This is a genomic window from Intestinibacillus sp. NTUH-41-i26, from assembly GCF_032769475.1.
GTDB classification, from domain to species: domain Bacteria; phylum Bacillota; class Clostridia; order Oscillospirales; family Butyricicoccaceae; genus Agathobaculum; species Agathobaculum ammoniilyticum.
The window spans coordinates 2,038,633-2,063,365 of sequence record NZ_CP136477.1 but is presented as its reverse complement, the minus strand read 5'-3'; the positions used below and the strand labels follow the sequence as shown (position 1 = coordinate 2,063,365).

Annotated in this window: 22 protein-coding genes, 1 tRNA gene, 1 other RNA gene and 1 pseudogene; 12 read left to right on the top strand and 13 right to left on the bottom strand. The window is 59.6% G+C overall.

Going from position 1 to position 24,733, the window contains the following annotated elements:
- Positions 1–8 precede the first annotated feature (8 nt).
- A complete protein-coding gene (locus RX717_RS10580) occupies positions 9–1,289 on the bottom strand; it encodes a glycoside hydrolase family 10 protein (RefSeq protein ID WP_159068200.1) in 1,281 nt (426 codons plus the stop codon).
- A gap of 157 nt (positions 1,290–1,446) precedes the next feature.
- Between RX717_RS10580 and RX717_RS10575 the strand changes: the two genes are divergently transcribed.
- Both RX717_RS10575 and RX717_RS10570 read left to right on the top strand, forming a co-directional pair.
- A complete protein-coding gene (locus RX717_RS10575) occupies positions 1,447–2,307 on the top strand; it encodes a pyridoxamine kinase (RefSeq protein WP_107631916.1) in 861 nt (286 codons plus the stop codon).
- Positions 2,273–2,734, top strand: a complete 462-nt coding sequence (locus RX717_RS10570; RefSeq protein WP_159068201.1) for an NAD(P)H-dependent oxidoreductase subunit E — start codon at positions 2,273–2,275, stop codon at positions 2,732–2,734. Before RX717_RS10575 ends, RX717_RS10570 begins: the two co-directional genes overlap by 35 nt.
- A gap of 103 nt (positions 2,735–2,837) precedes the next feature.
- On the opposite strand, the gene RX717_RS10565 is transcribed toward RX717_RS10570, so the two are convergent.
- The 4 genes from RX717_RS10565 to malQ all read right to left on the bottom strand — a co-directional run bounded on the left by RX717_RS10565 (position 2,838) and on the right by malQ (position 6,590).
- Positions 2,838–2,913 (bottom strand) — tRNA-Gly (locus tag RX717_RS10565).
- Between the two features lie 90 nt (positions 2,914–3,003).
- Complete coding sequence (locus tag RX717_RS10560; protein WP_107631917.1) at positions 3,004–3,705, bottom strand: helix-turn-helix domain-containing protein; 702 nt, start codon at positions 3,703–3,705, stop codon at positions 3,004–3,006.
- 139 nt (positions 3,706–3,844) lie between these two features.
- On the bottom strand, positions 3,845–5,056 hold the full coding sequence (locus RX717_RS10555; RefSeq protein ID WP_107631918.1) for an HAD-IA family hydrolase: 1,212 nt from the start codon (positions 5,054–5,056) through the stop codon (positions 3,845–3,847).
- A gap of 40 nt (positions 5,057–5,096) precedes the next feature.
- Positions 5,097–6,590 (bottom strand): 4-alpha-glucanotransferase, encoded by a 1,494-nt coding sequence (malQ, locus tag RX717_RS10550; RefSeq protein WP_107631919.1) that lies wholly within the window; start codon positions 6,588–6,590, stop codon positions 5,097–5,099.
- Between the two features lie 188 nt (positions 6,591–6,778).
- On the opposite strand from malQ, the gene trmB reads away from it, so the two are divergent.
- From trmB to RX717_RS10535, 3 genes and pseudogenes are all read left to right on the top strand, one after another.
- Positions 6,779–7,438: a tRNA (guanosine(46)-N7)-methyltransferase TrmB gene (trmB, locus tag RX717_RS10545; protein WP_054327623.1), complete on the top strand. Its 660-nt coding sequence runs from the start codon at positions 6,779–6,781 to the stop codon at positions 7,436–7,438.
- Positions 7,439–7,537: 99 nt separating this feature from the next.
- Positions 7,538–7,975, top strand: a pseudogene (locus tag RX717_RS10540) (NifB/NifX family molybdenum-iron cluster-binding protein); the annotation flags it as partial.
- 6 nt (positions 7,976–7,981) lie between these two features.
- Positions 7,982–8,344: a DUF134 domain-containing protein gene (locus tag RX717_RS10535; protein WP_107631920.1), complete on the top strand. Its 363-nt coding sequence runs from the start codon at positions 7,982–7,984 to the stop codon at positions 8,342–8,344.
- 62 nt (positions 8,345–8,406) lie between these two features.
- Here the strand turns inward: RX717_RS10535 and RX717_RS10530 are convergent, their stop codons facing one another.
- The 3 genes from RX717_RS10530 to RX717_RS10520 form a co-directional block, all read right to left on the bottom strand.
- A complete protein-coding gene (locus RX717_RS10530; RefSeq protein ID WP_107631921.1) occupies positions 8,407–9,045 on the bottom strand; it encodes an orotate phosphoribosyltransferase in 639 nt (212 codons plus the stop codon).
- Positions 9,046–9,228: 183 nt separating this feature from the next.
- A non-coding RNA gene (ssrS, locus tag RX717_RS10525) (6S RNA) lies at positions 9,229–9,422 on the bottom strand.
- A 40-nt stretch (positions 9,423–9,462) separates the two neighbouring features.
- The gene (locus RX717_RS10520) at positions 9,463–9,744 is read right to left on the bottom strand and encodes a DUF1292 domain-containing protein (RefSeq protein WP_107631922.1); all 282 of its coding nucleotides are present in this window, start codon (positions 9,742–9,744) and stop codon (positions 9,463–9,465) included.
- A gap of 386 nt (positions 9,745–10,130) precedes the next feature.
- Here RX717_RS10520 and infC point away from each other — a divergent pair, with 386 nt between their 5' ends.
- Genes infC through rplT form a run of 3 tightly spaced genes read left to right on the top strand, consistent with a single transcriptional unit; the run spans position 10,131 to position 11,280 of the window.
- On the top strand, positions 10,131–10,640 hold the full coding sequence (gene infC / locus RX717_RS10515) for a translation initiation factor IF-3 (RefSeq protein WP_054327618.1): 510 nt from the start codon (positions 10,131–10,133) through the stop codon (positions 10,638–10,640).
- Between the two features lie 47 nt (positions 10,641–10,687).
- Complete coding sequence (gene rpmI / locus RX717_RS10510; RefSeq protein ID WP_054327617.1) at positions 10,688–10,891, top strand: 50S ribosomal protein L35; 204 nt, start codon at positions 10,688–10,690, stop codon at positions 10,889–10,891.
- A 35-nt stretch (positions 10,892–10,926) separates the two neighbouring features.
- A complete protein-coding gene (gene rplT, locus RX717_RS10505; RefSeq protein ID WP_054327616.1) occupies positions 10,927–11,280 on the top strand; it encodes a 50S ribosomal protein L20 in 354 nt (117 codons plus the stop codon).
- A 496-nt stretch (positions 11,281–11,776) separates the two neighbouring features.
- Here the strand turns inward: rplT and RX717_RS10500 are convergent, their stop codons facing one another.
- Together RX717_RS10500 and RX717_RS10495 are read right to left on the bottom strand one after the other, a co-directional pair.
- Positions 11,777–12,844: a helix-turn-helix domain-containing protein gene (locus tag RX717_RS10500; RefSeq protein WP_159068202.1), complete on the bottom strand. Its 1,068-nt coding sequence runs from the start codon at positions 12,842–12,844 to the stop codon at positions 11,777–11,779.
- A 200-nt stretch (positions 12,845–13,044) separates the two neighbouring features.
- Positions 13,045–13,503, bottom strand: coding sequence for an Lrp/AsnC family transcriptional regulator (locus RX717_RS10495; RefSeq protein ID WP_054327614.1), 459 nt, complete (start codon positions 13,501–13,503; stop codon positions 13,045–13,047).
- A gap of 153 nt (positions 13,504–13,656) precedes the next feature.
- Between RX717_RS10495 and RX717_RS10490 the strand changes: the two genes are divergently transcribed.
- The gene (locus RX717_RS10490) at positions 13,657–14,997 is read left to right on the top strand and encodes an MATE family efflux transporter (protein WP_107631924.1); all 1,341 of its coding nucleotides are present in this window, start codon (positions 13,657–13,659) and stop codon (positions 14,995–14,997) included.
- Positions 14,998–15,046: 49 nt separating this feature from the next.
- Here the strand turns inward: RX717_RS10490 and RX717_RS10485 are convergent, their stop codons facing one another.
- Entirely contained in the window at positions 15,047–16,264 is a 1,218-nt protein-coding gene (locus tag RX717_RS10485; RefSeq protein WP_107631925.1) for a M15 family metallopeptidase, read from the bottom strand.
- Positions 16,265–16,409: 145 nt separating this feature from the next.
- A complete protein-coding gene (locus RX717_RS10480; protein WP_107631926.1) occupies positions 16,410–17,933 on the bottom strand; it encodes a YifB family Mg chelatase-like AAA ATPase in 1,524 nt (507 codons plus the stop codon).
- Positions 17,934–18,247: 314 nt separating this feature from the next.
- Here RX717_RS10480 and nifJ point away from each other — a divergent pair, with 314 nt between their 5' ends.
- From nifJ to RX717_RS10465, 3 genes are all read left to right on the top strand, one after another.
- Positions 18,248–21,808 (top strand): pyruvate:ferredoxin (flavodoxin) oxidoreductase, encoded by a 3,561-nt coding sequence (gene nifJ / locus RX717_RS10475; RefSeq protein WP_107631927.1) that lies wholly within the window; start codon positions 18,248–18,250, stop codon positions 21,806–21,808.
- Positions 21,809–21,888: 80 nt separating this feature from the next.
- Positions 21,889–22,089 carry a hypothetical protein gene (locus RX717_RS10470; RefSeq protein WP_107631928.1) on the top strand — a complete coding sequence of 67 codons (201 nt, stop codon included), beginning with the start codon at positions 21,889–21,891 and terminating at the stop codon, positions 22,087–22,089.
- Between the two features lie 154 nt (positions 22,090–22,243).
- A complete protein-coding gene (locus RX717_RS10465; RefSeq protein WP_054327608.1) occupies positions 22,244–23,881 on the top strand; it encodes an S-layer homology domain-containing protein in 1,638 nt (545 codons plus the stop codon).
- 47 nt (positions 23,882–23,928) lie between these two features.
- Here RX717_RS10465 and RX717_RS10460 read toward each other — a convergent pair whose 3' ends face one another.
- Entirely contained in the window at positions 23,929–24,639 is a 711-nt protein-coding gene (locus tag RX717_RS10460) for a tRNA threonylcarbamoyladenosine dehydratase (RefSeq protein WP_107631929.1), read from the bottom strand.
- Between the last annotated feature and the right edge of the window lie 94 nt (positions 24,640–24,733).

Below are 24,733 nucleotides of genomic sequence, written 5' to 3'. Positions count from 1 at the left end.
CCAATCAGTTAATAAAACAGGCTGGTGATAAAGCGGGAAAGGATTTCCAGCAGGCTGCTGTGCTGCGCAGACTCGCCGGTGGCGTCTCCGGGCGGGACGCCGTCAATCTCGGTATAGTGTTTGGCCAGCATGGACGAGCAGTTGGCGGTATCGATCAGGGAGGAATAGCTGAAAAACACCTCGCCCTGCACATCGATGCTGCTTTCGATCATGTCCAACTGCCGTTGCAGTTCGGCCGTGCCATACCAGACATCGCCGGGCTGCGCCTCGGCCGCGCGGTACGCGCCGATGCCGATATAGAGGGCGACATCGCTGGTTGCCACAACGTTCTGCCACCAGTCGAGCAGGATCTCGAAGTCCGCGATCTCGTAGCCGATGGACCAGTAGAGCTGGGGGCAGATATAATCAACCGTGCCGGCCTCGATCCATTCGACCGAATCGCAGTATATCTCACGGTAGGAGGAGCGGCCGTTGGTTTCGCTGCCTTCGGGGTTGGAGGACTGGTTATCCCAGATACCGGCGGGGCTGACGCCGAAAGAGAGGTCGGGGTTAAGCTCATGCAGCGCCGTATCAAGTTCGGCGATCAGCGTGTTGACATTGTCGCGCCGCCAGTCCCCGATATCCTCAAAATCGCCGCCGTAGCGCGCGAACGAGGTGGCGTCGTTAAAATCAGGCCCTGGATAAAAATAATCGTCAAGATGGATGCCATCCACCTCGTAATTGCGGACGATTTCCTCCGCGCCGTCAATGACGAGCTGTTGCACGGCGGACAGGCCGGGGTCAAAATAGTAATTCCCATCGTACTGCACGACCCATTCCGGATGCTGCTTGGCCGGACTGCTTTCCGGCAGCGCGGCCCATTCCGCCTCGCCGTCCTTGGTGATGCGGTAGGGATTGATCCAGGCGTGGAGCTGTAGGCCGCGGCTGTGCGCGCCGTTTACCCAATAGGCGAGCAGGTCGAGGCCGCCGTCGGGCGCCTGGCCCGCCGTGCCGCTCACATAACGGCTCCAGGGGAAAAGTTCGGACTGGTACAGCGCGTCCGCGGAGGGGCGGACCTGAAAGAACACGGTGTTCAGGCCCATGGACGCAATGTTGTCCAAAATCGCGTCCGCTTCGCTTTTGAGTTCGTCCGCGGTCATGCCCTGTCGGGTGGGATAGTCGATATTATAAACGCTGGAAACCCAGACGCCGCGGATACCGTCCCTGGCCGCGCTGCCGTTTGCGGCCGAAGCGGTGGGCAGCAGCAGGGTAAGCAGGAAAAAAAGAGATAAAATACGTCGTTTCAGCATGAAAATACTCCTTTGGTAAATGCGCATAGCTTTATTCTTATTTTACCATTTTGGCCGGCGGAAAGCAAGGAACACGTCGCCCAGTTGCGTAAAGGAGCATTGACTTTGCCGGCGATCCATCGTATGATGGACAGGGAAAAGGATGTGAAAGGCTTTCATGCAAAAAAAAGTTTTGGCGCTGCACGACCTGTCCGGATTCGGGCGCTCGTCGCTCGTGCCAATCATTGCGGTGCTTTCCGCGGCGGGACATCAGTGCGTGCCGCTGCCAACAGCGGTGTTTTCCACCCACACAGCGATCCCAAACTGGGTGACGACCGACTTAACCGGCGCGATACAGGGAACAATAGAGCAGTACGACGCGCTGGGGCTGCGGTTTGAAGCGGTCTATGCGGGCTTTCTTGGCTCAGCGGATCAGATCGATCGGGTGCGGGAGGCGGCGCGGCGGCTGAAGGCCGTGGATGGGATCACCCTGATTGACCCTGTGATGGGCGACAATGGCAGGATATACGACACCTACACGCCTGAGATGTGTACCCGCATGCGGGAGCTTTGCGCAATCGCGGATATCATCACCCCCAATACGACCGAAGCCGCAATTCTGCTCGACCGCGATCCGTCCGGCAAGCCGCGCGGTGCGGAGGAGGCTTGGGAATGGATGCGCGCGCTGCGCGCGCGGTATGGCGCGCAGGTTGTGCTGACCGGACTGGATTTTGCGGAAAGGCGCATAGGCTCGGGCTGTCTGACGGCGGAGGGTGGCGCGCTGAGCCTGCACCGCCGCGTCGACCGGTATTACCCGGGAACAGGGGATCTGTTCGCCTCTGTGATGCTGGGCAGCCTGCTGAACGGGGAAAAGCTGGCTGCGGCGTGCGACCGCGCGGGCGAATATGTCAAGGACTGCATCGCCTATACGGCGGCGCAGCAGACCAATCCGATGCACGGCGTACAATTTGAAAAGCTGCTGTATCATTTGGTGGGAGGATGCGATGAAGCACAAGGAAGAACTGAAGGAGATCATTAAGGCTTACCGCGATCGGGGCATTACCTGTGACCAGAACGAGCTGATCCAGCTTTTGCGGGAGGTCCAGGCGCTGTTCGGCGGCGTCATACCGCAGAAAGCGCTGGAAAAGACCGCGGAAAAGCTGGAGCTGAAAATGACATTCATCGACGCGCTGCTCAAGCGGTATCCGTCGATACGAACGGAGGACGCACCGCATACACTGTCTGTCTGCGGCGGGAAAAACTGCGCCAAGCGGGCGGCGCTGTCGGATTTTGTGGAACGGACCTATGGCGTACAGGTGGGCGGCACGGCGGAAGCCGGCTTCCGCTACAAGGTGACGGGCTGCATGAAAAAATGCGGCAAAGGCCCCTGCGTCAAATGGGACGGCGATATCCATACAGGGATGACAGAAGAAAAGCTGCGCAAACTGATCGAGGGAGAACGTTAAAAGCGGGCGGCCTTTTCACAGGCCGCCCGCTTTTTGCGTGGAGCGAAACCGCGCGATGCCGAAAACAAAAACGCCTGTCCTTTGGACAGGCGTTTTTGTTTATTGGAGCGGCTGACGAGGCTCGAACTCGCTACCTCCACCTTGGCAAGGTGGCGCTCTACCAGATGAGCTACAGCCGCAGGCTATCGCGCTGGACTTACCAGCGCGATACTTATTATAGCAAAGACTGTACAAGCTGTCAAGAACAAATAATGAAAAAAGATGTTTTTTCATCCTGTTTTTCTGGGGCGGCACAGCACCAGCGTGACGCACAGGCATACCGCCACATACAGGGCGATTGGCACGCCTGCGAACAGTAGCACCCGTCCGAGTTGCCAGAGCGGCTGCGGCAGGCCGGTCCACAGGCGCGACAACGTCTCTTCAGGGATGAGCCGCAACAGCTGCATAAACGCGGAACAGGCCATGCGCACCGGCAGCAGCGCGACCATCCAGATATTCACGCGCCAGAAAGACCGGATAAAGCCCGCCCCCTGTATGGTGTCCGCACTGTTTTTCAAATACAGCCCGAAGCCTGTCGCTATGGTGATGGCGCAGATCTGTAAAATCATGCCGATAACCGAGGGGATCGAGCTTGCGGAAGCAAAACAGCCGTAAAACAGAAGCAGCACCCCGCACGCGCTCGCGCCCAGCGTCAGGCAGAGCAGCAGGGGAGCGCCCGCCCGCGCTTGGACGGGCGACATGTGCGCGTCCGTAACGGCATGTGTCTCGGGCGGCTCGATATCCCGCAGCAGCCAGTCGGTCGTGACGTTAAAATAGTCTGCGAGCGCGATTACCTTATCCGTGTCCGGCGTGGCGTCCTCGGTCTCCCATTTGGAAACCGCCTGCCGCGATATGCCGAGTGTAATGGCCAGCTCCTCCTGCGATAAGCCGCGCTGTTTGCGCAGGCTGATGATTTTTTCTCCAAGCGTCATGTTTGCTTACCTCCTTGCTTGATGGTCCTGATTTTACCGGAAAAAGCGGTTGCATGCCACCAAGCGGGGCTGGAAATTACGCAACCGGCGGTTGCGGACAGGAAAAAAGGCGCGTTTTTCGCAAAACGCGCCGGAAAGATCAATAGCCGAGCGGCTCGCCGATCAGCACGACCTCGCACTTTTCCATTTTGGTGGGCGGTCCCATGTGGATCACCATGGCGCGGCAGAGCTTTTCCACAATCTCCGGATCATCCTTTCCGGAAAGCCGTTTGGCGTTGAGGGGGGCGGCGACGTTTTTCGCGCGGTCGATCGCGCTTTCCAGATCGGGGCACAGCTTGTTGATGCCGCAGACAAAGATGCAGCGCTTCGGGCCGAACAGCGTACCCGCGACGCGGTTGCAGGTGCCGTCGATATTAACGATCTCGCCGTTTTCCGACAGGCCGTTGGCGGAGCAGAGATAAATGTCCGGCGTCTGGAAGAATTCACCCGGCTTGAGCCAGTGCCAGTGGACAGCGGTGTTTCCGGCAAAGGCTTCCGGAAAACCCAGCTCTTTGAGCGTCATTGAGCCGCCGAGAGAAACCGATTTGCCCGCGCAGGCGTCGGTCAGGTAGCGCTGTGCCTCCTGCGCGGTGGGGAAGTAAGTAAAGCCGAAGCCGCGCGCGGTGAAAGCCCTGCAGATCGCGTCTACCCCCGGCAAGCCGCGTTCGAACATCGGCAGCAATTCGGACGGGTCGCTTACCAATGCCTGCGCACCGGCCGCCTTTAGTTCCTCGGCCGGACGGAAGCCCCAGGTCACGCCGACAGCGGCCAGGCCGGCATTTTGCGCGGTCTGCATATCGACCGCGCTGTCTCCGATATAGAGGGCGGTCGCCGCGTCGCCGCCCAGCTCGCGCAGCAGTTGGAGCGCGCTGGTCGGATCGGGCTTGCGGGGGGTGTCCGGCCGCTCGCCGCAGGTGACCTGCACAAGATCACCGAAATAATGCCGGATCAGCCCCTTGGCGGCCAGATCGTATTTGTTGGAAAGCACGCCGACCGAAACACCGGCCTTTTTCAGCTCCTTGAGAAGTGGGAGGATGCCGTCATACGGTTGGGTGCGGTTCATCATGCGCTCGTTATAGGCGGTGCGGAAGTCGTCGAGACAGGCGTCAACCATGGCCTCCGTGCGTTTGTTTTCCGGAATGCAGCGCTCGACCAGCTTACGCACGCCGTTGCCCGCGCGCTGGCGCGTCTGCTCCTCGGTCACAGCGGGGAAGCCGCGCCGCATGACCGCGCAGTTGACGCTGTCGCACAGGTCGCCGAGGGTGTTGAGCAGGGTACCGTCCAAATCAAAGATTGCCGTGTTGATTTTCATGCTATCGCTATCCTTTTTATCTGTTTGAGTGGGCGCGGCTTCAGCCGCGCATATAGGTTTGCGTGATCTCGGCCAGCAGGGAAGAAACCGTCGGGTTGAGCGCCTCCCGCCGCACGCGCCAGCGCCAGTTCTTGCCGCCGATCGTCCCGGGCGTGTTCATATGCGCGTCCGCGCCGAGTGAGAGCAGGTCCTGCAGGGGGGTCATGGCGATGCGCGCGGGCGAGGCCCAGACGCTTTTGATCGCGCTCCAGCCCATGGCCTCGCTGTGCGAGGTGCGCAGGTACCGGTAGGCAAACTGCTTTTCCGGCTCGGTGCAGATATCCATGATCTGCTCGCATACGGTCTGGGAGTCGTGCGTGGAGGTGTAAACGATGCTGTTCGGCACGAAGTTATGCGGCAGGTGCTCATTGTCTTCGTCCGGCGTGAAGCCGAAGATCAGCACCTTCATGCCCGGCAGGCCGCTTTCCGTGAGCAGTTCGCGCACCTCGTCGGTCTGCACGCCCAGATCCTCCGCGATGAGCCGGACCGGACCGAGCGCCTGTTCGATGGCGCGGAGCAGCTCCATGCCCGGGCCTTTGCGCCAATGGCCATTGATCGCGTTTTCCGATCCGGCCTTGACCTCCCAGTAGGCCGCGAAGCCGCGGAAGTGGTCGAGCCGCACCACATCGAACAGCGCCATGTTGCTCTTCATGCGCCAGACCCACCAGGCGTAGTTCTCCGCGCGGTGTACGTCCCAGTCATACACCGGATTGCCCCAGAGCTGACCGGTGGCCGAATAGTAGTCGGGCGGCACGCCCGCGACCAGCTTGGGGCTGCGGTCGGCCTTGAGCTTGAACAGCGTCGGGTGCGTCCACACATCCGACGAGTCTGCGGAAACGTAGATCGGGATATCCCCGATGATCTGGATGCCTTTTTCATTGGCGTAGGCATGCAGCGCGTCCCACTGCTGGAAAAAGACATATTGCAGGAAGATGCGGAAGTCGATCTCGTCCCGCAGCTCGGCGGCCGCCTTTTTAAGCGCGGCAGGCTTGCGGTCGCGCACCGCCTTGTCCGGCCAAAGATAGACCGGCATATTGTGGTATTTTTCCTCTTTAAGCGCCATAAACAGCGCATAATCCGGCAGCCAGGCGGCATTTTTCTCACGGAACGCGGCGATCCTGGTGCGCAGCGTGTCGTCAACGCGGCGGTACGCCTTGCGGAACAGCGGCCAGCGGGTATCCGCGAGCTGTTCGAAATCCGTCTCGTCCGGCGATGCCTCGAAGTCGCCGGCCCTGACCTCGGCCACGGTCAACAGGCCGTCCTCCACCAGCAGGTCAAGGTCGATCAGGTACGGATTGCCCGCCGCTGCGGAAAAGCACTGATACGGCGAATCACCGAAACCGGTGTGGCCGAGCGGCAGGACCTGCCAATAGGTCTGACGGGCGGCGGAGAGAAAATCCACAAAATCATACGCGGCCTTGCCCATGGTACCCACGCCGTGCGGCGAGGGCAGAGAAGTGACGTGCGCGAGCACGCCGCTGGAGCGTTTGAACATACTGCGTTCCCCCAATTCAATATGACTCATTATAACACAGTTCGGCCGATTTCCCAAGAGTTATTCTTGCCGGCAAAGACTGGAAGCGGGCGAGGACAATAGGGGACCGCGCGGAATCCGCTTGCAAACGGCTGGCCGGCAGGCTATAATAAGAGGGCTGAAAACACAAAAAAGGGGAATATCAACGCATGAGAATGCGCAAAAAGAAAAACCTGGACGTTCGTTTTGCCGCGTGCGCGGATGTGATGGCGTTCGAGCCGAGGGAAAAGCGCGGCCGCTGGCGCGCGCTGTTCGGCAACGACCACCCGCTGCATGTGGAGATCGGCTGCGGCAAGGGGCGCTTTGCGATCGGCATGGCGGAGCAGTATCCGGAGATCAACTTTATCGCGGTCGAACGGGAGGAGGGCGCGCTCATCATGGCGGCGGAGCGCTGCCAGCAGCACCCGCTGCCCAACCTGCGGTTCGTATCCTTTGACGCGGCCGAGCTGCGCGAGGTGTTCGCCCCGGGCGAAGTGGACCGCATCTACCTGAACTTTTCCGACCCGTGGCCGCCTAACCGCCAGCGCAAGCGCCGCCTGACGTGGCGCGCGTATCTGGAGGTCTATGACGAGCTGCTGAAGCAGCAGGGCGATCTGTGCTTCAAGACCGATAACCAGCGCTTTTTTGAGTGGACGCTTGCGGAGGTCTGTCAGTACGGCTGGCTGCTCCAGAATATTTCGCTCGACCTGCACCGCTCGGATTTCGAGGGCAACGTGATGACCGAATATGAGGAGAAGTTCTCATCCGAGGGCGCGCGCATCTACCGGCTGGAGGCGCGTCGGCGGCTGCCGGAATTTTTAAGAAAATAGAGGGAGGATGAAAAGCGGCCGCAGGGCCGCTTTTTCCTATGGAAAATAAATGTTATTGACATATGCCGGAAAAGTGTTATGCTATACTTATAACCGGCATATGCCGAAAATAAAAAACGGAGGCGCAGCAATATGAAAATCGCAGTCACTTATGAGGATGGACAGATATTCCAGCACTTTGGGCATACCGCCCAGTTCAAAGTATATGAAACGGCGGACGGAAAAATCCTTTCCTCGCGGATTGTTGATACCAATGGCAGCGGGCATGGGGCGCTTGCGGGCTTCCTGGCGGCGCAGGGCGTGGATACGCTGATTTGCGGCGGCATCGGCGGCGGCGCGCAGGCCGCGCTGGCCGAGGCCGGCATCCGCCTGCTGGGCGGCGTGCAGGGCGGGGCGGACGAAGCGGTCGGGGCGTTCCTGGCCGGCTCGCTCCAGTATGATCCGGATGTCCGGTGCAGCCACCACGAGCATCACGGCGAGGGGCATGACTGCGCCTCGCACGGCGGCCACACCTGTGGCGGCCACTGCCACGGGTAAACGTGGATGCCAAGGCCGAAAAAGTGCCGCAGGGTATGCGGTCTGCCGGCCTGCCGGGAATTCGGCCCGCGCGGCATGGGCTGCGCGGGGGAGCCGGTTGTCATGGGGCTGGATGAGTACGAGGCGCTCCGCCTGATCGACCTGGAGGGCCTGCAGCAGGAGCAGGCCGCCGTGCAGATGGGGGTCGCGCGCACCACGGTGCAGGCGATCTACAACACTGCCCGCCGCAAGCTGACGGACTGCTTGGTCAACGGCAGGCTGCTGCGGCTCCAGGGCGGGGATGTGGAGGTCTGCGAGCGGCGCGCGCATTGCCCGAGAGCCGGTTGCTGCCTACGGCGAAGCTGCGATAAGGAAAGGCCGGAGGATTGATTCCCTCCGGCCTTTTTCTCTGGATGCGCCTGCGTTTGACAGACGGATGCCTCCACACGGGCTTACAGCTTGGTGTATCCGCGCGGGGTGACGATAGCGTCCAGCGGGACGCCGGCCGCGCACGCGGGGCAGTCCTTGCCGCGGACAAAATTATGGTAATGCGGGAAATCCTCGCCCGAAAACAGGCGGACGACCGGCTTGTCGTCCAACTCGGAAAGGTTGGAGAACAGCGCGGAATAGCCGGCGACCCGACCTCCGTAATATTCGATGCACTCGCGCGTCTGGGACAGGGTTTGACCGGTCGAGGCCGTGTTGACCAGCACCAGTACATTGCGGTTTTCGATCATGGGGCGGAGGTTGTCCGCGAACATGAACTGCCCGTTGACGTTGTTGTCCGGCTCGACAAGATAGACGGATTTGCCGGAATTCAGGCTGCCGATACCCGAGGAGGAAAGCTCGCGGGCCAGATAGGCGCCGATGTATTCCGTACCCTCCAGGCACAGGAGTGTGTCCACACTGACCGCGCTAAAGTGGAAAGCGATGCTGCGTGCCGCTTCAAGCGCCATGGACATATTGTGCTTGATTTCGGACATATCGACATAATAATTGATGTGCGAATGGTTTGTGGCGAAATGCCCGGGGATCGCATCCGCGTAAAGGCGCTTGTTGGCATGGGAGATGATTCGGATCGGCTGCTGCATAAGGAAACCACCTTTCTTGCGACAATATAAGAAATCACACCTTTATTATACCGCATTTTACTGTGCAGGGCAAGAAAAAGCCGAGCGCTTCGGACGGCGTTTCCAGGCGGGGGAAATAAAAAAGCAGCCGCACAGCGGCTGCCGTTCCATTGAAATGCGCGGGGCGCATGCGCCCGAAAGGTAATAAGCCCCGCCCTGCCGATGCGGCCCAATTAGTAACCTGCACGACTTGGCAGGTGGGTTTTCTGTTTGGCATGTCTGCGCTTCCAACATCCGTGTATACCCGGGAGGCCTGCTGCTCGATGCCAAAACTTTCCGAAATCCCGTACTAAAAATGTGGGTTAAAAAAAGGCCGCTGTCGCACAGGGCAGGGTGACATCCGGCAAAGCCTTGCCGGATGCCGGAAAGAAAAGGGGATCAGCCCTCTTCGTCCTCCTCCGCTTCCGCGCGTTCCATCACGATATTGAACACTGCATCCGCGATCTCGTCGTCCTCGACCGCTTCCAGCATTTCCTCGCCGTTTTCCTCTACGATCTGCATGATGACGACCTCCGCGTCTTCCTCAACGGCAAGCTCAGCCGGAATAAACGCCAGATAGGTCGTACCCTCATATTCCACGGTGTCGATGTGCTCAAACTCCACTTCGTTGCCATCCTCATCGATCAGCGTGACAAAATCGTTGCCGTACTCCTCGCTCATGGTTCCGGCACCTCCTTGTGTTTGGTTTCAGATTGGGGGAGGATTGCTCTCCCCGCTTTAAGCATAACAAATCGCGCCGGATTTGTAAAGCCAAATTATCGGGGCGGCGCCACTGTCATAGTATGCCGCCCATGCGAATTATCATACCAGCAGGAACGCAAGAAATAAAGCCTTGACTTTGCCTTTTATTTCTGCTATAGTAATACAGGTAACAAAGAAGAAGGCCGCGTCCTCACCCGCAGCGCTTGAGCAAACGGGTCAATCATTCTGCAAAGCCGCAGGGCAGCTTTGCGCTTTTGTGATGGAGGACGACCGTAAAGGGCCGGTCCTTTTTTCTTTTTGTATTTTAATCCGTTTTTGTTTGGAGGTGCTTACCAATCAGCAGCATGGAACATCAGATCAATGAAGAGATCCGCGACAAGGAAGTCCGCCTGATCAGCGACGACGGCGAACAGCTCGGCATCGTGCCTATCCAGCAGGCGCAGGACATCGCAGTGGAAAAAGGCATGGACCTGGTCAAGATCGCCCCGCAGGCAAAGCCGCCGGTGTGCAAGATCATGGACTACGGCAAATTCCGCTTTGAACAGGCCAAGCGGGAAAAGGAAGCGAGAAAAAATCAGCGTGTCGTGGAGATCAAAGAGATTCGCCTGACCCCCAATATCGATGTCGGCGACCTGAATACCAAGGTGAAAAATGCCTGCCGCTTCCTGAAGGACGGCGACAAGGTCAAGGTTTCGGTCCGCTTCCGCGGCCGTGAGGTCACCCATGCGTCGCTCGGTCAGGACCTGCTCCATCGCTTCGCGGAGCTGTGCGCGGAATGCAGCACGGTGGAAAAGCAGCCCAAGCTCGAAGGCCGTCAGATGCTTATGTTCCTGGCGCCCGCAAAAGACAAGTAAACCAAAAAGCGCGTTTTCAGCGCAAATTCAGAGAGGAGCAAACCCTTATGCCTAAGATCAAAACGCACAGCGGTGCAAAGAAAAGATTTTCCGTCACCAAGAACGGTAAATTCAAGCGCGGCCATGTTGGTAAGCGCCATCTGCTCAACGGCCACGGAAAGACCACCAAGCTCAAGCGCCACCTCCGCAAGGAAGGCTTTGCGGATTCCACCAATGTGGCGCAGCTCAAGCGTCTGCTGCCGTATAAGTAAGTAAAATCATATCTTTCATATAGGAGGCAATCACAATGGCAAGAGTTAAGGGCGCGATGATGACGCGCAAAAGAAGAAAGAAGATCCTCAAGCGTGCCAAGGGCTACTGGGGTGCGAAATCCACCCATTACCGCGTAGCCAACCAGGCGGTTATGAAGAGCCTGAAGTACGCGTATATCGGCCGCAAGCACAAGAAGCGCGACTTCCGCCGCCTGTGGATCACCCGTATTTCGGCTGCCGCCAAGTCCTGCGGCATGAATTACAGCCGCTTTATGAACGGCCTCAAGAAAGCCGGCATCGACCTCAACCGTAAGATGCTCGCGGACCTTGCGGTCAACGACAAGGCTGCGTTCGCCGCGCTGGCGGAAAAGGCGAAGGCGGCGCTTTGATCCCCAAAGGGTCGGAAGGCTCTGCGGAAACCGCTTGCTGTTTGTGAAAAAGGCCGTTTTACGGCCTTTTTCTTTTTTTGGCGGCCGCGCGGCTGCGGCGGGGAACGGTGCGGCGTGTCGAAAAAATTGTTACATTTGTGTAACTTTACAGGAATTTTATTTGATTTTTTTGCATAATATGTTATACTGGATAACAGATAAATCAATAAGAGGAGGTGCAAAGGCTGATGAGACATATCCGAATCCCGCAAAAGCCCGACCGGCCGGACATCGATGATTTGATTTTCGGTGATGAGCATGAGACGCAAAGCGAAAAGTAAAACGCTTTATGGATTGGTCCACGCAGGGCGCGCATCGGGATTGAAATGCGGCCGCGTGGTTTTTTTATATTTATTTCCCGGCAATAAAAACAGGGGAGTTCCATTCTGAATATGAAAAACGCGTCTCAAAAGAAGTGATGCCCGAAGCGGTTTTCCGTTTCGGGCATTTTGTTTGTTCAATTTTCCGCCGGAATGGCCGCGCGCAGGCGGTCGAGCGCAGCCTGGAAGCGCGGCTCGTCCCGCAGGGGCGCGTACCGCTCGTCCTCCTCGATAGCACGGAGCGTCAGGCGGTGTGTTTCAATAATATCGTTCCTTGTAGGGACATGCGTCTGCACCGCGGCAAAAAACGGGTTATCACGGTAATCGAGCGTATAGGCAAGGCGCGTGTCGATATACTGCTCGAACAGGTCAAGCGCCTGCGCCTGGTCGCCCTCATCCTGCGCGAGCATGATGCCGAGCAGCAGGCCGTTCGACCGGTCAAGTCCGAACAGAGCATCGACCGCGCGGTAGGCGTCAACCAGACGGTGGGCGGCGGCAAACGCCTTTTGCCGGCGGGCGATGGTGGTCAGGCTCATCAGCGCGGTTGATACCTCGCCCACATGGGTCAGCAGCGCGCGGCGCGCAAGCTGCTCTGCCTCGGTCAGCTTTTCCTGTGCCAGGTAAAGGGACAGGCGCAGCTCATCCGAATCGATGCCCTGCTTTGGCGGCAGGCTGTCGATCAGCGCCTCGGCCTCTTCATAACGGCCCAGCATGGTGAGCATGCTGATGCGCAGGGAGCGGGAAACCTGCTTTTCGCCGGTTTCCTCGGATTGCTGTTCCCCCTGCTCAAACAGGGCGAGGCATCGCTCCGTAATATCGGACGCCGTCTGTTCCGTATCCTCCGCACGGTTGAGGGCTGCGGCGATGTAACGATAATACAGCGCGCCTGCGAGCAGCTTGATCGAGCCGCTGTGCGGGTATTCGCGCAGTACCGCCTCGACCGCCCGCACGCCCGCGTCAAAGCCCTGGTCGTCAAATACCTGATGCAGCCGGCTGGAAATGGCAAGCTGCTCCTCGCGCGCAGGGTCGCGGCGGAAATCGAGAAGTGCGTCCACGGACAGGCCGAGCGCGCGGGCCAGCGGCGGCAGCAGCGTGATATCCGGATAGCTTGCGCAGGTTTCCCACTTGCTGACTGCGGCGGCGGACACGCCTACCATGTCAGCGAGCGTTTCCTGCGTCATCCCTTTTTCGCGGCGTGTTTGCATAATGATTTTTCCAATTTGCAGTTCCATCAAGAAAACCAGCTCTCTAAAATAGGATCAAAGGGCTCTTTGTCATGCCTATCGTATCATATGACGCGCCGCCGCACAATGGAGGCGAAGTTTAACCAACGGTTGGATTATTCAACCGCTGGTTAAGCTGTGGCGCAGGCATGGGCGCCGAAGCGGGAAGGGGGACAGCTGTGTTACAGGCGAAGCCCCTTGACATCCTTGATGCGGGACAAGATAACGTGTGTTTTCACGCTGACCGTACCGTCCAGACGGTCGATTTCGTTCCGGATGAACGTATCAAGCTCGTCCTGCGAGGCGGCGACAGCATGCACATGAAGGCAGCAATTGCCGCTCATGCGGTAGATCTGGGTGACGGTGCCGCACTGATAAAGCCGGTCGATCACGGCGTTCAGTGCGTCGGGAGCCGTTTCGATCTCAAAGTAGCAGGATACAGCGCCGCTGATTTTCTGCGGGTTGATGATGGTCGTGTATTCCTCGATGATCCCCTTTTTCTCCAGCGCGTCGATCCGGCCTTTCACCGCGACGCGCGAAAGGCCGACCAGCTCGCCGATCTCGGAATAGGAATAGCGAGCGTTCTGTGTGAGCAGGGTGAGGATCTTTTGGTCGAGGGCGTCCAGACAGTCCAGATACATGGGGAAGCCTCCTTTTCAGGGTTGGATGATATAAGATAGTATAACACAGGGAAGGAACAAATAGAAATATATGATTGACGAATTGATAAAATATTGCTACTATAGTATTGCATAAAGAAAGATAATAATTACGTTTAGAAAAAAGGTGGACGTATGCGAGGCGATTTGACAGAGGGCGATATCACCAAAAAGCTGTTGCTGTTCGCCCTGCCGCTGATGGCGGGCAACCTGCTACAGCAGATGTATAACGTGGCGGATACGCTGATCGTGGGCCGCTTTCTGGGGGCGGACGCGCTGGCGGCGGTCGGTTCGTCGTATACGCTGATGGTGTTCCTGACCTCTATCCTGCTCGGGCTGTGTATGGGGAGCAGCGCGTTTTTCTCCATCCAGTTTGGGCGGAAGGATATGGAGCGGCTCCGGACCAGCTTCGCTCTGTCGTTCCTGCTGATCGGTGCGGCGGCACTGCTGCTCAACCTCCTCTCGTTTGCCGGGCTGGACTGGATCATCCGCGCCCTGCAGGTGCCGCGGGAGGTTGTCGGACTGATGCGGGAATACCTGTTCTGCATCTTTTTCGGCATTCCGGCGACCTTTCTTTATAATTACTTTGCCAATCTGCTGCGCGCGGTCGGGGATTCGGTCACGCCGCTGCTGTTTTTGGGTATTGCGGCGGTGATGAACATTGCGCTCGATCTGGTGTTCGTGATTGTTTTTCGCTGGGGCGTGGCGGGCGCGGCGGCTGCGACCGTCCTGTCGCAGTATGCGTCCGGCCTGGGGATATTGCTGTATTACCTGCTCCGCTTTCCGGAGCTGCGGGTCGCGCGGCGGCATATCCGCTGGGACGGCGGTATCGTCCGTGAGATCGCGGGCCTGTCGGTGCTGACCTGCGTGCAGCAATCGATTATGAACCTCGGCATCCTGATGGTGCAGGGCTTGGTCAACAGCTTCGGCAAGGTGGTGATGGCGGCGTTTGCCGCCGCGGTCAAGATCGATTCGTTCGCCTATATGCCGGTACAGGATTTCGGCAATGCGTTTTCCACCTTTATCGCCCAGAATTACGGCGCGGGAAAGGCGGAGCGGATCCGGCGCGGGATAAAAAGCGCGGCGCTGTCCGCGTTCGCGTTCTGCGCGGCCATCAGCCTTGCGGTATGCGCGCTGGCCCGTCCGCTCATGGGGCTGTTTGTCGACGCTGGGGACACAGCGATCATCGAGGCCGGCGTGGGCTACCTGCGGATTGAGGGGGCGTTCTATTTTGGTATCGGCCTGTTGTTCCTGCTGTATGGCTTTTATAGGGCGGTCAAGATGCCCGGGATGTCAGTGGTGCTGACGGTATTCTCGCTGGGTACGCGTGTGGCATTGGCTTACGCGTTGTCGGCTGTCCCTGCGCTGGGCGTGACCGGCATCTGGATGTCGGTGCCAATCGGCTGGGCGCTGGCCGATGCGGTGGGCGTGCTGTATTACTACAGAAACCGGACGAGCATCCTTGCCGGGGGATAGGGCGGGATGAAACACGGGAGGGCGGCATTATGCCGCCCTCCCGTGTTATTTATCGTCCGAAATAGCTGAAATGCATGTAGTCGCGCTTGCTCGACCAGGCGTTCCCACCCCATGAAAAGCCGTATTTCGTAAAAGCGTTGTATACATCCCCGCCCTCTGGGATGGAGTAGGGGTCCTCGTAGGGCGACCAGTGCGTGCCGGTGGTCGGGGTGAGCGAGCCGTCCGCGTTGATAGTAGCCTCCATGTTTTCCTCCCAGTTGATATCGATCGCGGTACCCTGCGAATGCTCGCCCGTGCGCCAGGAATAGCAGCCGACATTTTTGATCGGGAACTGCTCGTCGCCGTTATAAATTTCCTCAAAGATTGCCTCGTAAATCGGGGCGAGCGACTGATTGACCTCGATATACGCGGTGCTGGAGGTCTTGCTCCCGTCGGCCTGGAGCCGCCAGACCGGAACCGAGATCTCCACCATGTGCGCCTCGGCCTCCTCGGCGGTCTGATACTTTTCACCGCCCACACCGTAGACGAGCATCATTTTGTCCGTTTCCGTGGAGGGGAACATAAGGTCAGGATCGAGCCAGTAGTCAGGGACCGAAACAGCGCCCTCCTCGTCGGAAGGCTCCGCTTCAGGCTCCTGGTCCTCAAAGGCCTGGCAAAAGCGCTCCGCCATGATAAGGGCCTGCTCGCGTGTCGCCGTGCCGTTAGGCGCTAACAGCGTAGCCTCGTCCGCGGCGGAAATGCCGTTTACGATCGTATAATCGACCATGGTAATCATGGCGTTGACCGCATAATCGCTGATTTGCGGAACGTCGGGATAATCCTCCACGCAGGCATCGCCCGCGATGGCGGGGGCGTCGATGCCGGCGGCGTCCAGGATATTATACAGCATCACACAGAGGTCCTGCCGCTTGATGCTGGCGTCCGGATCGAAAATGCCGTCGCCGCGGCCGCTTACCAGGCCGAGCTCATATGCCGCGACCACATTGGGGTCGTCACAGTCGCGGAACGGCTTTTTGGCTGAAGCGAACACCGCCTTGCCGCTCACCGCCTTATAAGCGTTTACGGCAATGCCGCAGAATTCCGCGCGGGTGATCTCGGCCTTTGCGTTGAGCGCTTCGAGCGCGCTGGGCATCAGGCCGGCAGCCTGCGCGGCTGCGACGCCCTCCTCCGCCCAGGAGGAAATATTGGAAAGCGCGCCGGCCTGCTGGACGAACAACGCCGCTGTCAACGCCAACGCACCCGCCCGGCGGGCAAAGGGATGGGACATAGGGAAAGACCTCCTTGTGTCTCAATAAAGAGAATTAGGATATTTTATGGAATAGTTAAGCGCAAAAACCTGGGAAAAACCGTTGAAAAAGGAATTTATTCACAATACACACAGGCTTTTCCACAACCCGCCGCGCGGAAGTGGGTCAATCGGCGGCCGCACGGTCGAGCGTGCGGTACTGTAGGGCCTCGGCAAGATGCTCGGACTGGATGGACGCGCTGCCGGCCAGATCAGCGACCGTTCTCGCCACGCGCAGCACACGGTCGTGCGCGCGGGCGGTGAGGCCGAGCCGCTCAAACGCCGCCGCGAATATGCGGGAAGCGTCGTCGGACAGGGCACAGTACAGCGCCAATTGCGCGGGCGGTATTCTGGCGTTGCAGATACCGTCGCCCTGCCGCTGGTACTGGACCACGCGGGCGGCGCACACGCGGTCGCGGATCGCCGCCGAAGGCTCCTCGGCAGCCCGTCCGCGGGCAGCCAGCGCCGCATATTCGACAGGCTGTACCGCGATCTGCAGGTCGATGCGGTCGAGCAGAGGGCCGGACAGCCGCCGCAGGTACTGCTGCACGGAAGCGGGCGAGCAAGTGCAGCGGCCGCTTCCATACCAGCCGCATTTGCAGGGGTTCATAGCTGCGATTAATTGAAAATGCGCCGGATAAGTGACCTGCCCGGCAACGCGGGAGATCGTGATTTTTCCGTCTTCGAGCGGCTGGCGCAGGGTTTCGAGCACATCGCGGTGAAACTCGGGCAGCTCGTCCAGAAATAATACCCCATGGTGGGCCAGCGTGACTTCGCCGGGGACAGGGAGCCGCCCGCCGGCACCCGCGCCGCCCGCGACTGCGTTTGCGGAGGAGTTATGGTGCGGCGCGCGGAACGGCCGCTCCGCGCGGCCAACCGCTTCCTGGCCGCGGCCGACCGCCGACCAGACGCGGATGACCTCCAGCCGCTCCGCATCGGACAGAGGCGGCAGGATGGTGGGGAAGCATTTTGCCATCATGCTCTTGCCCGACCCGGGCGGGCCGGAGAGAATAATATTGTGTCCGCCCGCAGCGGCGATCTCGAGCGCGCGCTTGACCGCGTGCTGCCCCATGACGTGCGAGAAATCGAGGGGCGCGCTGCACGGCGGCGGCGCGGCAGGCGGGAGACAGGGAGAAAGCGGGCGGCGCCCGTTCAGGTGGGCGAGCAGGTCGTCCAGGCCGGCCGCCGGCAGCACGGTGACGCCGGCGGCATAGGCGGCCTCGGCCGCGTTCTGCTGTGGGACAAATACCGTTCGGAAGCCGGCGTCCCGCACGGCGAGCGCCATAGAAAGTGCGCCGCACACCGGACGCAGCTCGCCGGTCAGGGACAACTCGCCGAGAAAGACGGCGTCCTGCGGCAGGGGATCGATCTCGCCCGCGGCCGCAAGGATGGAAAGCAGAATCGGAAGGTCATAGGCGGCGCCGGCCTTTTTGGTATCCGCGGGAGCGAGGTTGACCGTCAGGCGGGAAACCGGCCAGTCGAAGCCGCGGGATTTGACTGCGGCGCGCACACGCTCCCCAGCTTCGCTGACCGCGCCGGTCGGCAGGCCAACGATATCCAAACGGGGCAGGCCGCTGGACAGAAAGCATTCGGCCGTGACGATATATCCATCGATGCCACGCAGGCCGGCTGAGAAGACACGCGATACCATGTTAAGCCCCTCCGAAACGCCAATTCTTACCGCTAATACTATACTACAAAATGTCAAATTCCGCAATGCAAAACGTCAAATGCAAACTAAATGTAATATTTATGGTACAAAAAGAGCAATTTGTTTCACGATATGAAATCGGTTCCGAAAAAGCGGAAATCGTTATGAATTTGTCATATTGGGTGTTTACAATTGGAGGGAGGAGTGCTAAAATAAATACGGTTGGTGAAGATCGCTTTTTCGGCGCAAAACTGGTGCGGAAAGGTCCTTTTTCACCCCTTCAGCATGTTATAACTGAATAGGAGGATATAAACATGGCAAGAAAGATGAAGTCCATGGACGGTAACACTGCGGCCGCGCACGTGTCGTATGCGTTTACCGAGGTCGCGGGTATCTATCCGATTACCCCGTCCAGCCCCATGGCAGACAGCGTTGACCAGTGGGCAGCCGCAGGTCAGAAGAACATTTTCGGTACAACCGTCAAGGTGATCGAAATGCAGTCCGAGGCGGGTGCTGCGGGTACGGTACACGGCTCCCTTGCGGCCGGTGCGCTGACCACCACCTACACCGCGTCTCAGGGCCTGTTGCTGATGATCCCGAATATGTACAAGATCGCGGGCGAACTGCTTCCCTGTGTCTTCCATGTTTCGGCGCGTACGGTTGCGTCCCATGCGCTGAACATCTTTGGCGACCATTCCGACGTTATGGCCTGCCGCCAGACCGGTTTCGCCATGCTGGCTGAAACCAACCCGCAGGAAGTGATGGATCTGGGCGCGGTCGCGCACCTGGCGACCATCAAGTCCCGCGTTCCGTTCATCAACTTCTTTGACGGCTTCCGCACCTCCCACGAGATCCAGAAGATCGAGGTTTGGGACTACGAGGACCTGAAGGAAATGTGCGACATGGACGCTGTCGAGGCGTTCCGCAAGCGCGCCCTCAATCCGGAGCATGCGATGATGCGCGGCTCGCACGAGAACGGCGACGTATTCTTCCAGCACCGCGAGGCCTGCAACAAGTTCTACGACGCTGTTCCGGAGATCGTAGAGGAGTACATGGGCAAGGTCAACGCCAAACTCGGTACTGACTATCAGCTGTTCAACTACTACGGCGCTGCCGACGCTGACCGCGTGATTATCGCGATGGGTTCGATCTGCGACGTGGCGGAGGAAGTGATCGATTACCTGAACGCGCACGGCGAAAAGGTCGGTCTTGTCAAGGTCCGTCTGTACCGCCCGTGGCGCGCGGACAAGCTGCTGGCCGCGATTCCGTCTACCGCTAAGAAGCTCGCGGTCCTCGACCGCACCAAGGAGCCCGGCGCGCAGGGCGAGCCGCTCTACCTCGATGTCGTCACCGCGCTGGCGAACGCCGGCATCACCGATAAGGTCGTTATCGGCGGCCGATACGGTCTCGGCTCCAAGGACACGCCTCCGGCGTCCGTCTTTGCCGTATACGAGGAACTGACCAAGGCCGAGCCCAAGCCCCAGTTCACCATTGGCATCACCGACGACGTTACCTACCTGTCCCTCGAGGAGAAGCCGGCGCCGAACACCGCGGCGGAAGGCACCATCGAGTGCAAGTTCTGGGGTCTCGGCGGCGACGGTACGGTCGGCGCAAACAAGAACTCTATCAAGATCATCGGCGACCATACCGACAAGTATGTTCAGGCGTACTTCCAGTACGACTCCAAGAAGACCGGCGGCGTGACCATTTCGCACCTGCGCTTTGGCGACAAGCCGATCAAGTCTCCTTACTATATCAACAAGGCGGACTTCGTTGCCTGCCATAATCCTTCCTATATCGTTAAGGGCTTCCCGATGGTCCGCGACGTCAAGCCGGGCGGTATCTTCATGATCAACTGCCAGTGGACCGACGAAGAGCTTGACCACCACATGCCGGCTGCTGCCAAGCGCTATATTGCTTCCAACAACATCCAGCTTTACACGATCAACGCGATCGACAAGGCGATCGAGATCGGCATGGGCAAGCGCACCAACACCATCCTGCAGTCCGCGTTCTTCACGCTGGCCAAGGTTATGCCGCAGGAAGAAGCGATTGGCTACATGAAGGATGCCGCTACCAAGTCCTACCTGAAGAAAGGCCAGGATATCGTCGATATGAACCACAAGGCGATCGACGTTGGCGCGACCGCGTTCCACAAGGTCGAGATTCCGGCGTCTTGGGCGAATGCCGCGGACGAAGCGGACAACCGCGACCTGCAGGGCCGTCCGGAAGTCGTCAAGATGGTCAAGGACGTTATGGAGCCCATCGGCCGCATGGACGGCGACTCTCTGCCGGTATCCGCTTTCGCCGGCGAGCATGTTGACGGTTCGTTCGAGCACGGCGCTGCCGCTTACGAGAAGCGCGGCGTAGCCGTTACCGTTCCGACCTGGAACGCCGAGACCTGCGTACAGTGCAACCAGTGCGCTTATGTCTGCCCGCACGCCACCATCCGTCCGTTCGCGCTGACCGAGGAAGAGGCTGCCGCCGCTCCGGCTTCTGCCAAGATCGTGGACATCAAGGCTGGCAAGGGCAAGGGCGTGTACAAGTACACGATGGCTGTTTCCCCGCTCGACTGCATGGGCTGCGGCGTGTGCGTAGGCGTATGCCCGACCAAGTCGCTCACCATGGTTCCGCAGGAGCAGGAAGCTGCCCAGCAGGATGCGTTCGATTACTGCGTAGCCAAGGTTGCCGAGAAGGCCGACATGATCTCGACTGCTTCCGTCAAGGACAGTCAGTTCAAGAAGCCGCTGCTTGAGTTCTCCGGCTCGTGCGCAGGCTGCGCCGAAACCTCTTACGCCCGCCTGATCACCCAGGTCTGCGGCGACCGTATGTATATCTCCAACGCTACTGGATGCTCGTCCATCTGGGGTGGTCCTGCTGCTACCAGCCCGTACACCGTTGACGCGAATGGCCACGGTCCGGCTTGGGCGAACAGCCTGTTCGAGGACAACGCGGAGCACGGCCTCGGCATGTACTATGGCCAGCTCGCCATCCGTGAACGCCTGATCTCCAAGCTCGAAGAGATGGCTGCGGCGGATGCGACTCCGGCCGAAACCAAGGACGCGATCGCCAAGTTCCTGGAAACCAAGGACAACGGCGCTGCTAACGCGGAGCCGGCCAAGGCTCTGGCCGCTGTGCTTGAGCAGGGCGCGGCTGCCGGCTGCGACGCCTGCAAGGAAATCGTTGCGCATAAGGAATACTTGGCCAAGAAGTCCGTCTGGATCTTCGGCGGCGACGGCTGGGCTTATGATATCGGCTTCGGCGGCTTGGATCATGTCCTCGCTTCCGGCCAGGATGTAAACGTCATGGTATTCGATACCGAGGTTTACTCCAACACCGGCGGTCAGGCCTCCAAGGCGACCAACATCGGCGCGGTTGCGCAGTTCGCGGCGTCCGGCAAGACCACCAAGAAGAAGAGCCTCGCCGAGATCGCGATGAGCTACGGCTATGTATACGTTGCCCAGATCGCTATGGGCGCGAACATGAACCAGACTCTCAAGGCGATTGCGGAAGCGGAAGCCTATCCGGGACCGTCCCTCATCATCGGCTATGCCCCGTGCGAGATGCACTCCATCAAGGGCGGTATGACCAACTGCCAGGCCGAGATGAAGAAGGCTGTCGACTGCGGCTACTGGAACCTGTTCCGCTTCAACCCGCAGCTCGCGGAAGAAGGCAAGAACCCGTTCATCCTGGAGTCCAAGGAGCCCAAGACCGAGGACTACCGCAAGTTCATGATGAACGAAGCTCGCTACTCTGCGCTGACCCGTTCGTTCCCGGATCGCGCCGAGAAGCTGTTCTCCGAATCCGAGGTCGAGTCCACCAAGCGCTATGCACACCTCAAGCGCCTGCAGGACCTGTACGCTCCAGAAGCGTAAGCTACAAAAGAATGACAAAGCCCCTGCGGATATTTATCCGCAGGGGCTTTTGTGTTACAATGGGAAAAAGGGAGGCCGGTATGAAGCAGGGGATCTTCAGGCGCTTGTGCGGCCTACTGCTGGCGGCTGTGGCGGTGTATGGACTGACATTTGGCGCGCTGGCGTTACGAGGCCTGCGCTATGTGGCGCCGGACACGGAAAGCTGGCGGATGCTGCCGTATATCGTACCCGCCGCGCGGTATGAGGAGGAAACGAGCGTTCGGTACCGGCAGGGCGTGTAAACGGAGGCGTCCCTTGCTATCCGGTGCTATGACGCGCAGGGGCGCACGATCACCGAAAGCGTTTATGCGGAGGATGGGGCGGAAACCTATCGTGCCGAGATCGTTTATCACGAGATTACCAGACAGCGTACCGAATAAAAAGGAGGATGGAACGATGAAAAGATGGATAGCGGCCGTGCTGACGGCCTGCATGCTGGCGGTTCCGGCGGGGGCCGCGGACCAGCCGAGCGACTGGGCGCTGGAAGCGGTGCAGACCGCGCGCGAGGCGGGGCTGGTGCCGGAAAAGCTGGACAGCGCCTATGACAGGGCGGCGACAAGGGCAGAGTTTTGCGCGCTGGCGGCGGCGGTTTACCGTTCGTGGGAAACTGAAGGGTTGCTGGGTAAAGTGGAAAAGGATACCGTATTGTTCACGGACTGTAAGGAGGGGGATGTGCTGCTATGCGCGTCGGTCGGCATCGTCAATGGAGTGGGAGGCGGAAGGTTCGAGCCGGGCCGATCACTCCAGAGACAGGAGGCGGCCAGTATGCTACACCGGCTGGGCGCGCTGCGGGCGGATTACGACGGCAGCGTGCAGGGCCGTCTGCCGCATGTGTTCGCGGATGGCGCGGATATCGCCTCGTGGGCGCGCAATGATATCAACTGGGTCTACCGCCACGGCATCATGACGGGGACGGGAGGCAATGCGTTTGAGCCGGCGGGAGAGTATACCCGCGAGCAGTCGATCGCAACCATGCTGCGCCTATATGCCGCGCAGTATGCGGCCGAGATCCCAAAAGAGCAAGGGGAAGCATACCGTGTCGTAGTGGACTATTCCGGCGCGGGGGTGGGCCGCGTACATATCGAGGATGCAGCCGGTAACCGTCTGCTGACCGATTTTGCGGGTACGGACGGCTATTTTTATGATGCCAGACTGTTGGGTGAATGGGCAAGCCTGCACTGGCAGCCGGATGTGGAAAGCGGATTTGCGTGCGCGTTATGCAACCTGAGAACCGGCGACACATTGGCGGATTATTATGCTGACGGCGTGGACGAGCAGTCGGGTTCGGCATGGGCGTACTCGATGGAAAAAGGCGCGGCGGACAGCCGTATCCTGTATGCGGACGGCACATACAGCACGCAAACCTACCAGTCGGTCACGGGCTGGGCAAACGGCAGGGCGATCGTCCGCGAGGGGGATGCCGTCCGCGCGATCGACCGCGGCGGGAATACCCTCTGGCGCATGAATATTTCGCTCGATCAGGTGCAGGTGTACGGCGGGATCGGCGACCGCCTTGTGATAGAACGCGACGGGGCATACTGCCTGATTACCGATGGCAAGATGGGAACGGTGAGCGAAACGCCGATGCTCCTGAACCGATGGAGCGATACTTATATCGCACAGGACAGCGGGTACTATACGCTGTATGACTTTTCCGGCCGCCGTTTAAGCGAAACCTATGCCAACGCGATGATCGAGACGGGGCAGGACATTTATGCCTGCTGGCTGTCGGACACTGAGTATGCCTATATCCGCTGCACGGAGTACGGAAATCCCCAAACTCTGTTTACGGTTTCCGTCAGCCAGCGGCCGGGGCCTCTGGCGACCGATGGCGCGGGGGTGTATGCCCTGCGGACCGGCGCGCAGACCGTTGCCTGCTTCGACCGTTTTGGGGATACGCTCGGCGCGATCGAAGTGCCGTTCGCAGTCGGGGAAGTGGATTTTGCAGACGGATGCGTCCGTATCAGGGGGGAGGCGCTTGGAACCGCTCAGCAGACCATACTCTTCTTTCCGACCGGAGAGCCGGCCGAATAAACCAAAACGCAAAACAGGGGCAGCAAGAGCTGCTCCTGTTTTGCGTTTTACCGTACGCCCGTCAGGTCCTTGATACATTCGCCCGCGAGGATCATGCCCGCTACCGGCGGCACAAAGGAAACGCTGCCGGGTACGGCGCGCCCCGCAGTGCCTTTCTGCTCGTCCGAGGGCAAGGGCGTGCGTGGTTCCTCCCTGGAGTAGACGACCTTCAGGCGCTTGATGCGGCGTTTTTTGCATTCCAGCCGGATGACCCGCGCGAGCGGGCAGACCGAGGTTTTGTAAATATCCGTAACTTCAAACCGCGTGGGATCGAGCTTGTTGCCTGTTCCCATGGAGCAAATCAGCGGCACGTCCAGCCGGTCGCATTCGGCGATCAGATGCAGCTTGGCGGTCACGGTGTCGATCGCGTCGATCACATAGTCGAAGCGGCTGAGGTCGAGCGCGCTGTCCGGCGTATAGAACATGCAGAGCGCATGGACGGTGCAGCGCGGGTTGATATCCGCGATGCGCGCGCGCATCGCGTCCACCTTCGGCTGACCGGACGTGGACGCAAGCGCGATAAGCTGGCGGTTGCGGTTGGTGAGCGCAACCGTATCGTTATCGATCAACGTCAGCTCGCCTACGCCGGCGCGCGCGAGCGCTTCGCACGCGAACGAGCCGACACCGCCCACGCCGAACACGGCGACATGGGACGCAGCGAGCGTCTGGATGGCCTGTGAGCCGAGCAGCAGCTCGGCGCGGGAAAATTCATGTAGCATAAAGAAACCTCGTAAACAGTCACGCAGCGGCACAGAACGCGCCGGTGAAAATGAAACGCACCGAGGCCCTCTGGGCGGCCTCGGTGCGGGACGG

Coding starts and splice junctions, on each gene's coding strand:
- RX717_RS10580 (WP_159068200.1), bottom strand. CDS start 1,289: ATGCTGAAACGACGTATTTTATCTCTTTTTTTCCTGCTTACCCTGCTG.
- RX717_RS10575 (WP_107631916.1), top strand. CDS start 1,447: ATGCAAAAAAAAGTTTTGGCGCTGCACGACCTGTCCGGATTCGGGCGC.
- RX717_RS10570 (WP_159068201.1), top strand. CDS start 2,273: ATGAAGCACAAGGAAGAACTGAAGGAGATCATTAAGGCTTACCGCGAT.
- RX717_RS10560 (WP_107631917.1), bottom strand. CDS start 3,705: ATGACGCTTGGAGAAAAAATCATCAGCCTGCGCAAACAGCGCGGCTTA.
- RX717_RS10555 (WP_107631918.1), bottom strand. CDS start 5,056: ATGAAAATCAACACGGCAATCTTTGATTTGGACGGTACCCTGCTCAAC.
- malQ (WP_107631919.1), bottom strand. CDS start 6,590: ATGTTCAAACGCTCCAGCGGCGTGCTCGCGCACGTCACTTCTCTGCCC.
- trmB (WP_054327623.1), top strand. CDS start 6,779: ATGAGAATGCGCAAAAAGAAAAACCTGGACGTTCGTTTTGCCGCGTGC.
- RX717_RS10535 (WP_107631920.1), top strand. CDS start 7,982: ATGCCAAGGCCGAAAAAGTGCCGCAGGGTATGCGGTCTGCCGGCCTGC.
- RX717_RS10530 (WP_107631921.1), bottom strand. CDS start 9,045: ATGCAGCAGCCGATCCGAATCATCTCCCATGCCAACAAGCGCCTTTAC.
- RX717_RS10520 (WP_107631922.1), bottom strand. CDS start 9,744: ATGAGCGAGGAGTACGGCAACGATTTTGTCACGCTGATCGATGAGGAT.
- infC (WP_054327618.1), top strand. CDS start 10,131: ATGGAACATCAGATCAATGAAGAGATCCGCGACAAGGAAGTCCGCCTG.
- rpmI (WP_054327617.1), top strand. CDS start 10,688: ATGCCTAAGATCAAAACGCACAGCGGTGCAAAGAAAAGATTTTCCGTC.
- rplT (WP_054327616.1), top strand. CDS start 10,927: ATGGCAAGAGTTAAGGGCGCGATGATGACGCGCAAAAGAAGAAAGAAG.
- RX717_RS10500 (WP_159068202.1), bottom strand. CDS start 12,844: ATGCAAACACGCCGCGAAAAAGGGATGACGCAGGAAACGCTCGCTGAC.
- RX717_RS10495 (WP_054327614.1), bottom strand. CDS start 13,503: ATGTATCTGGACTGTCTGGACGCCCTCGACCAAAAGATCCTCACCCTG.
- RX717_RS10490 (WP_107631924.1), top strand. CDS start 13,657: ATGCGAGGCGATTTGACAGAGGGCGATATCACCAAAAAGCTGTTGCTG.
- RX717_RS10485 (WP_107631925.1), bottom strand. CDS start 16,264: ATGTCCCATCCCTTTGCCCGCCGGGCGGGTGCGTTGGCGTTGACAGCG.
- RX717_RS10480 (WP_107631926.1), bottom strand. CDS start 17,933: ATGGTATCGCGTGTCTTCTCAGCCGGCCTGCGTGGCATCGATGGATAT.
- nifJ (WP_107631927.1), top strand. CDS start 18,248: ATGGCAAGAAAGATGAAGTCCATGGACGGTAACACTGCGGCCGCGCAC.
- RX717_RS10470 (WP_107631928.1), top strand. CDS start 21,889: ATGAAGCAGGGGATCTTCAGGCGCTTGTGCGGCCTACTGCTGGCGGCT.
- RX717_RS10465 (WP_054327608.1), top strand. CDS start 22,244: ATGAAAAGATGGATAGCGGCCGTGCTGACGGCCTGCATGCTGGCGGTT.
- RX717_RS10460 (WP_107631929.1), bottom strand. CDS start 24,639: ATGCTACATGAATTTTCCCGCGCCGAGCTGCTGCTCGGCTCACAGGCC.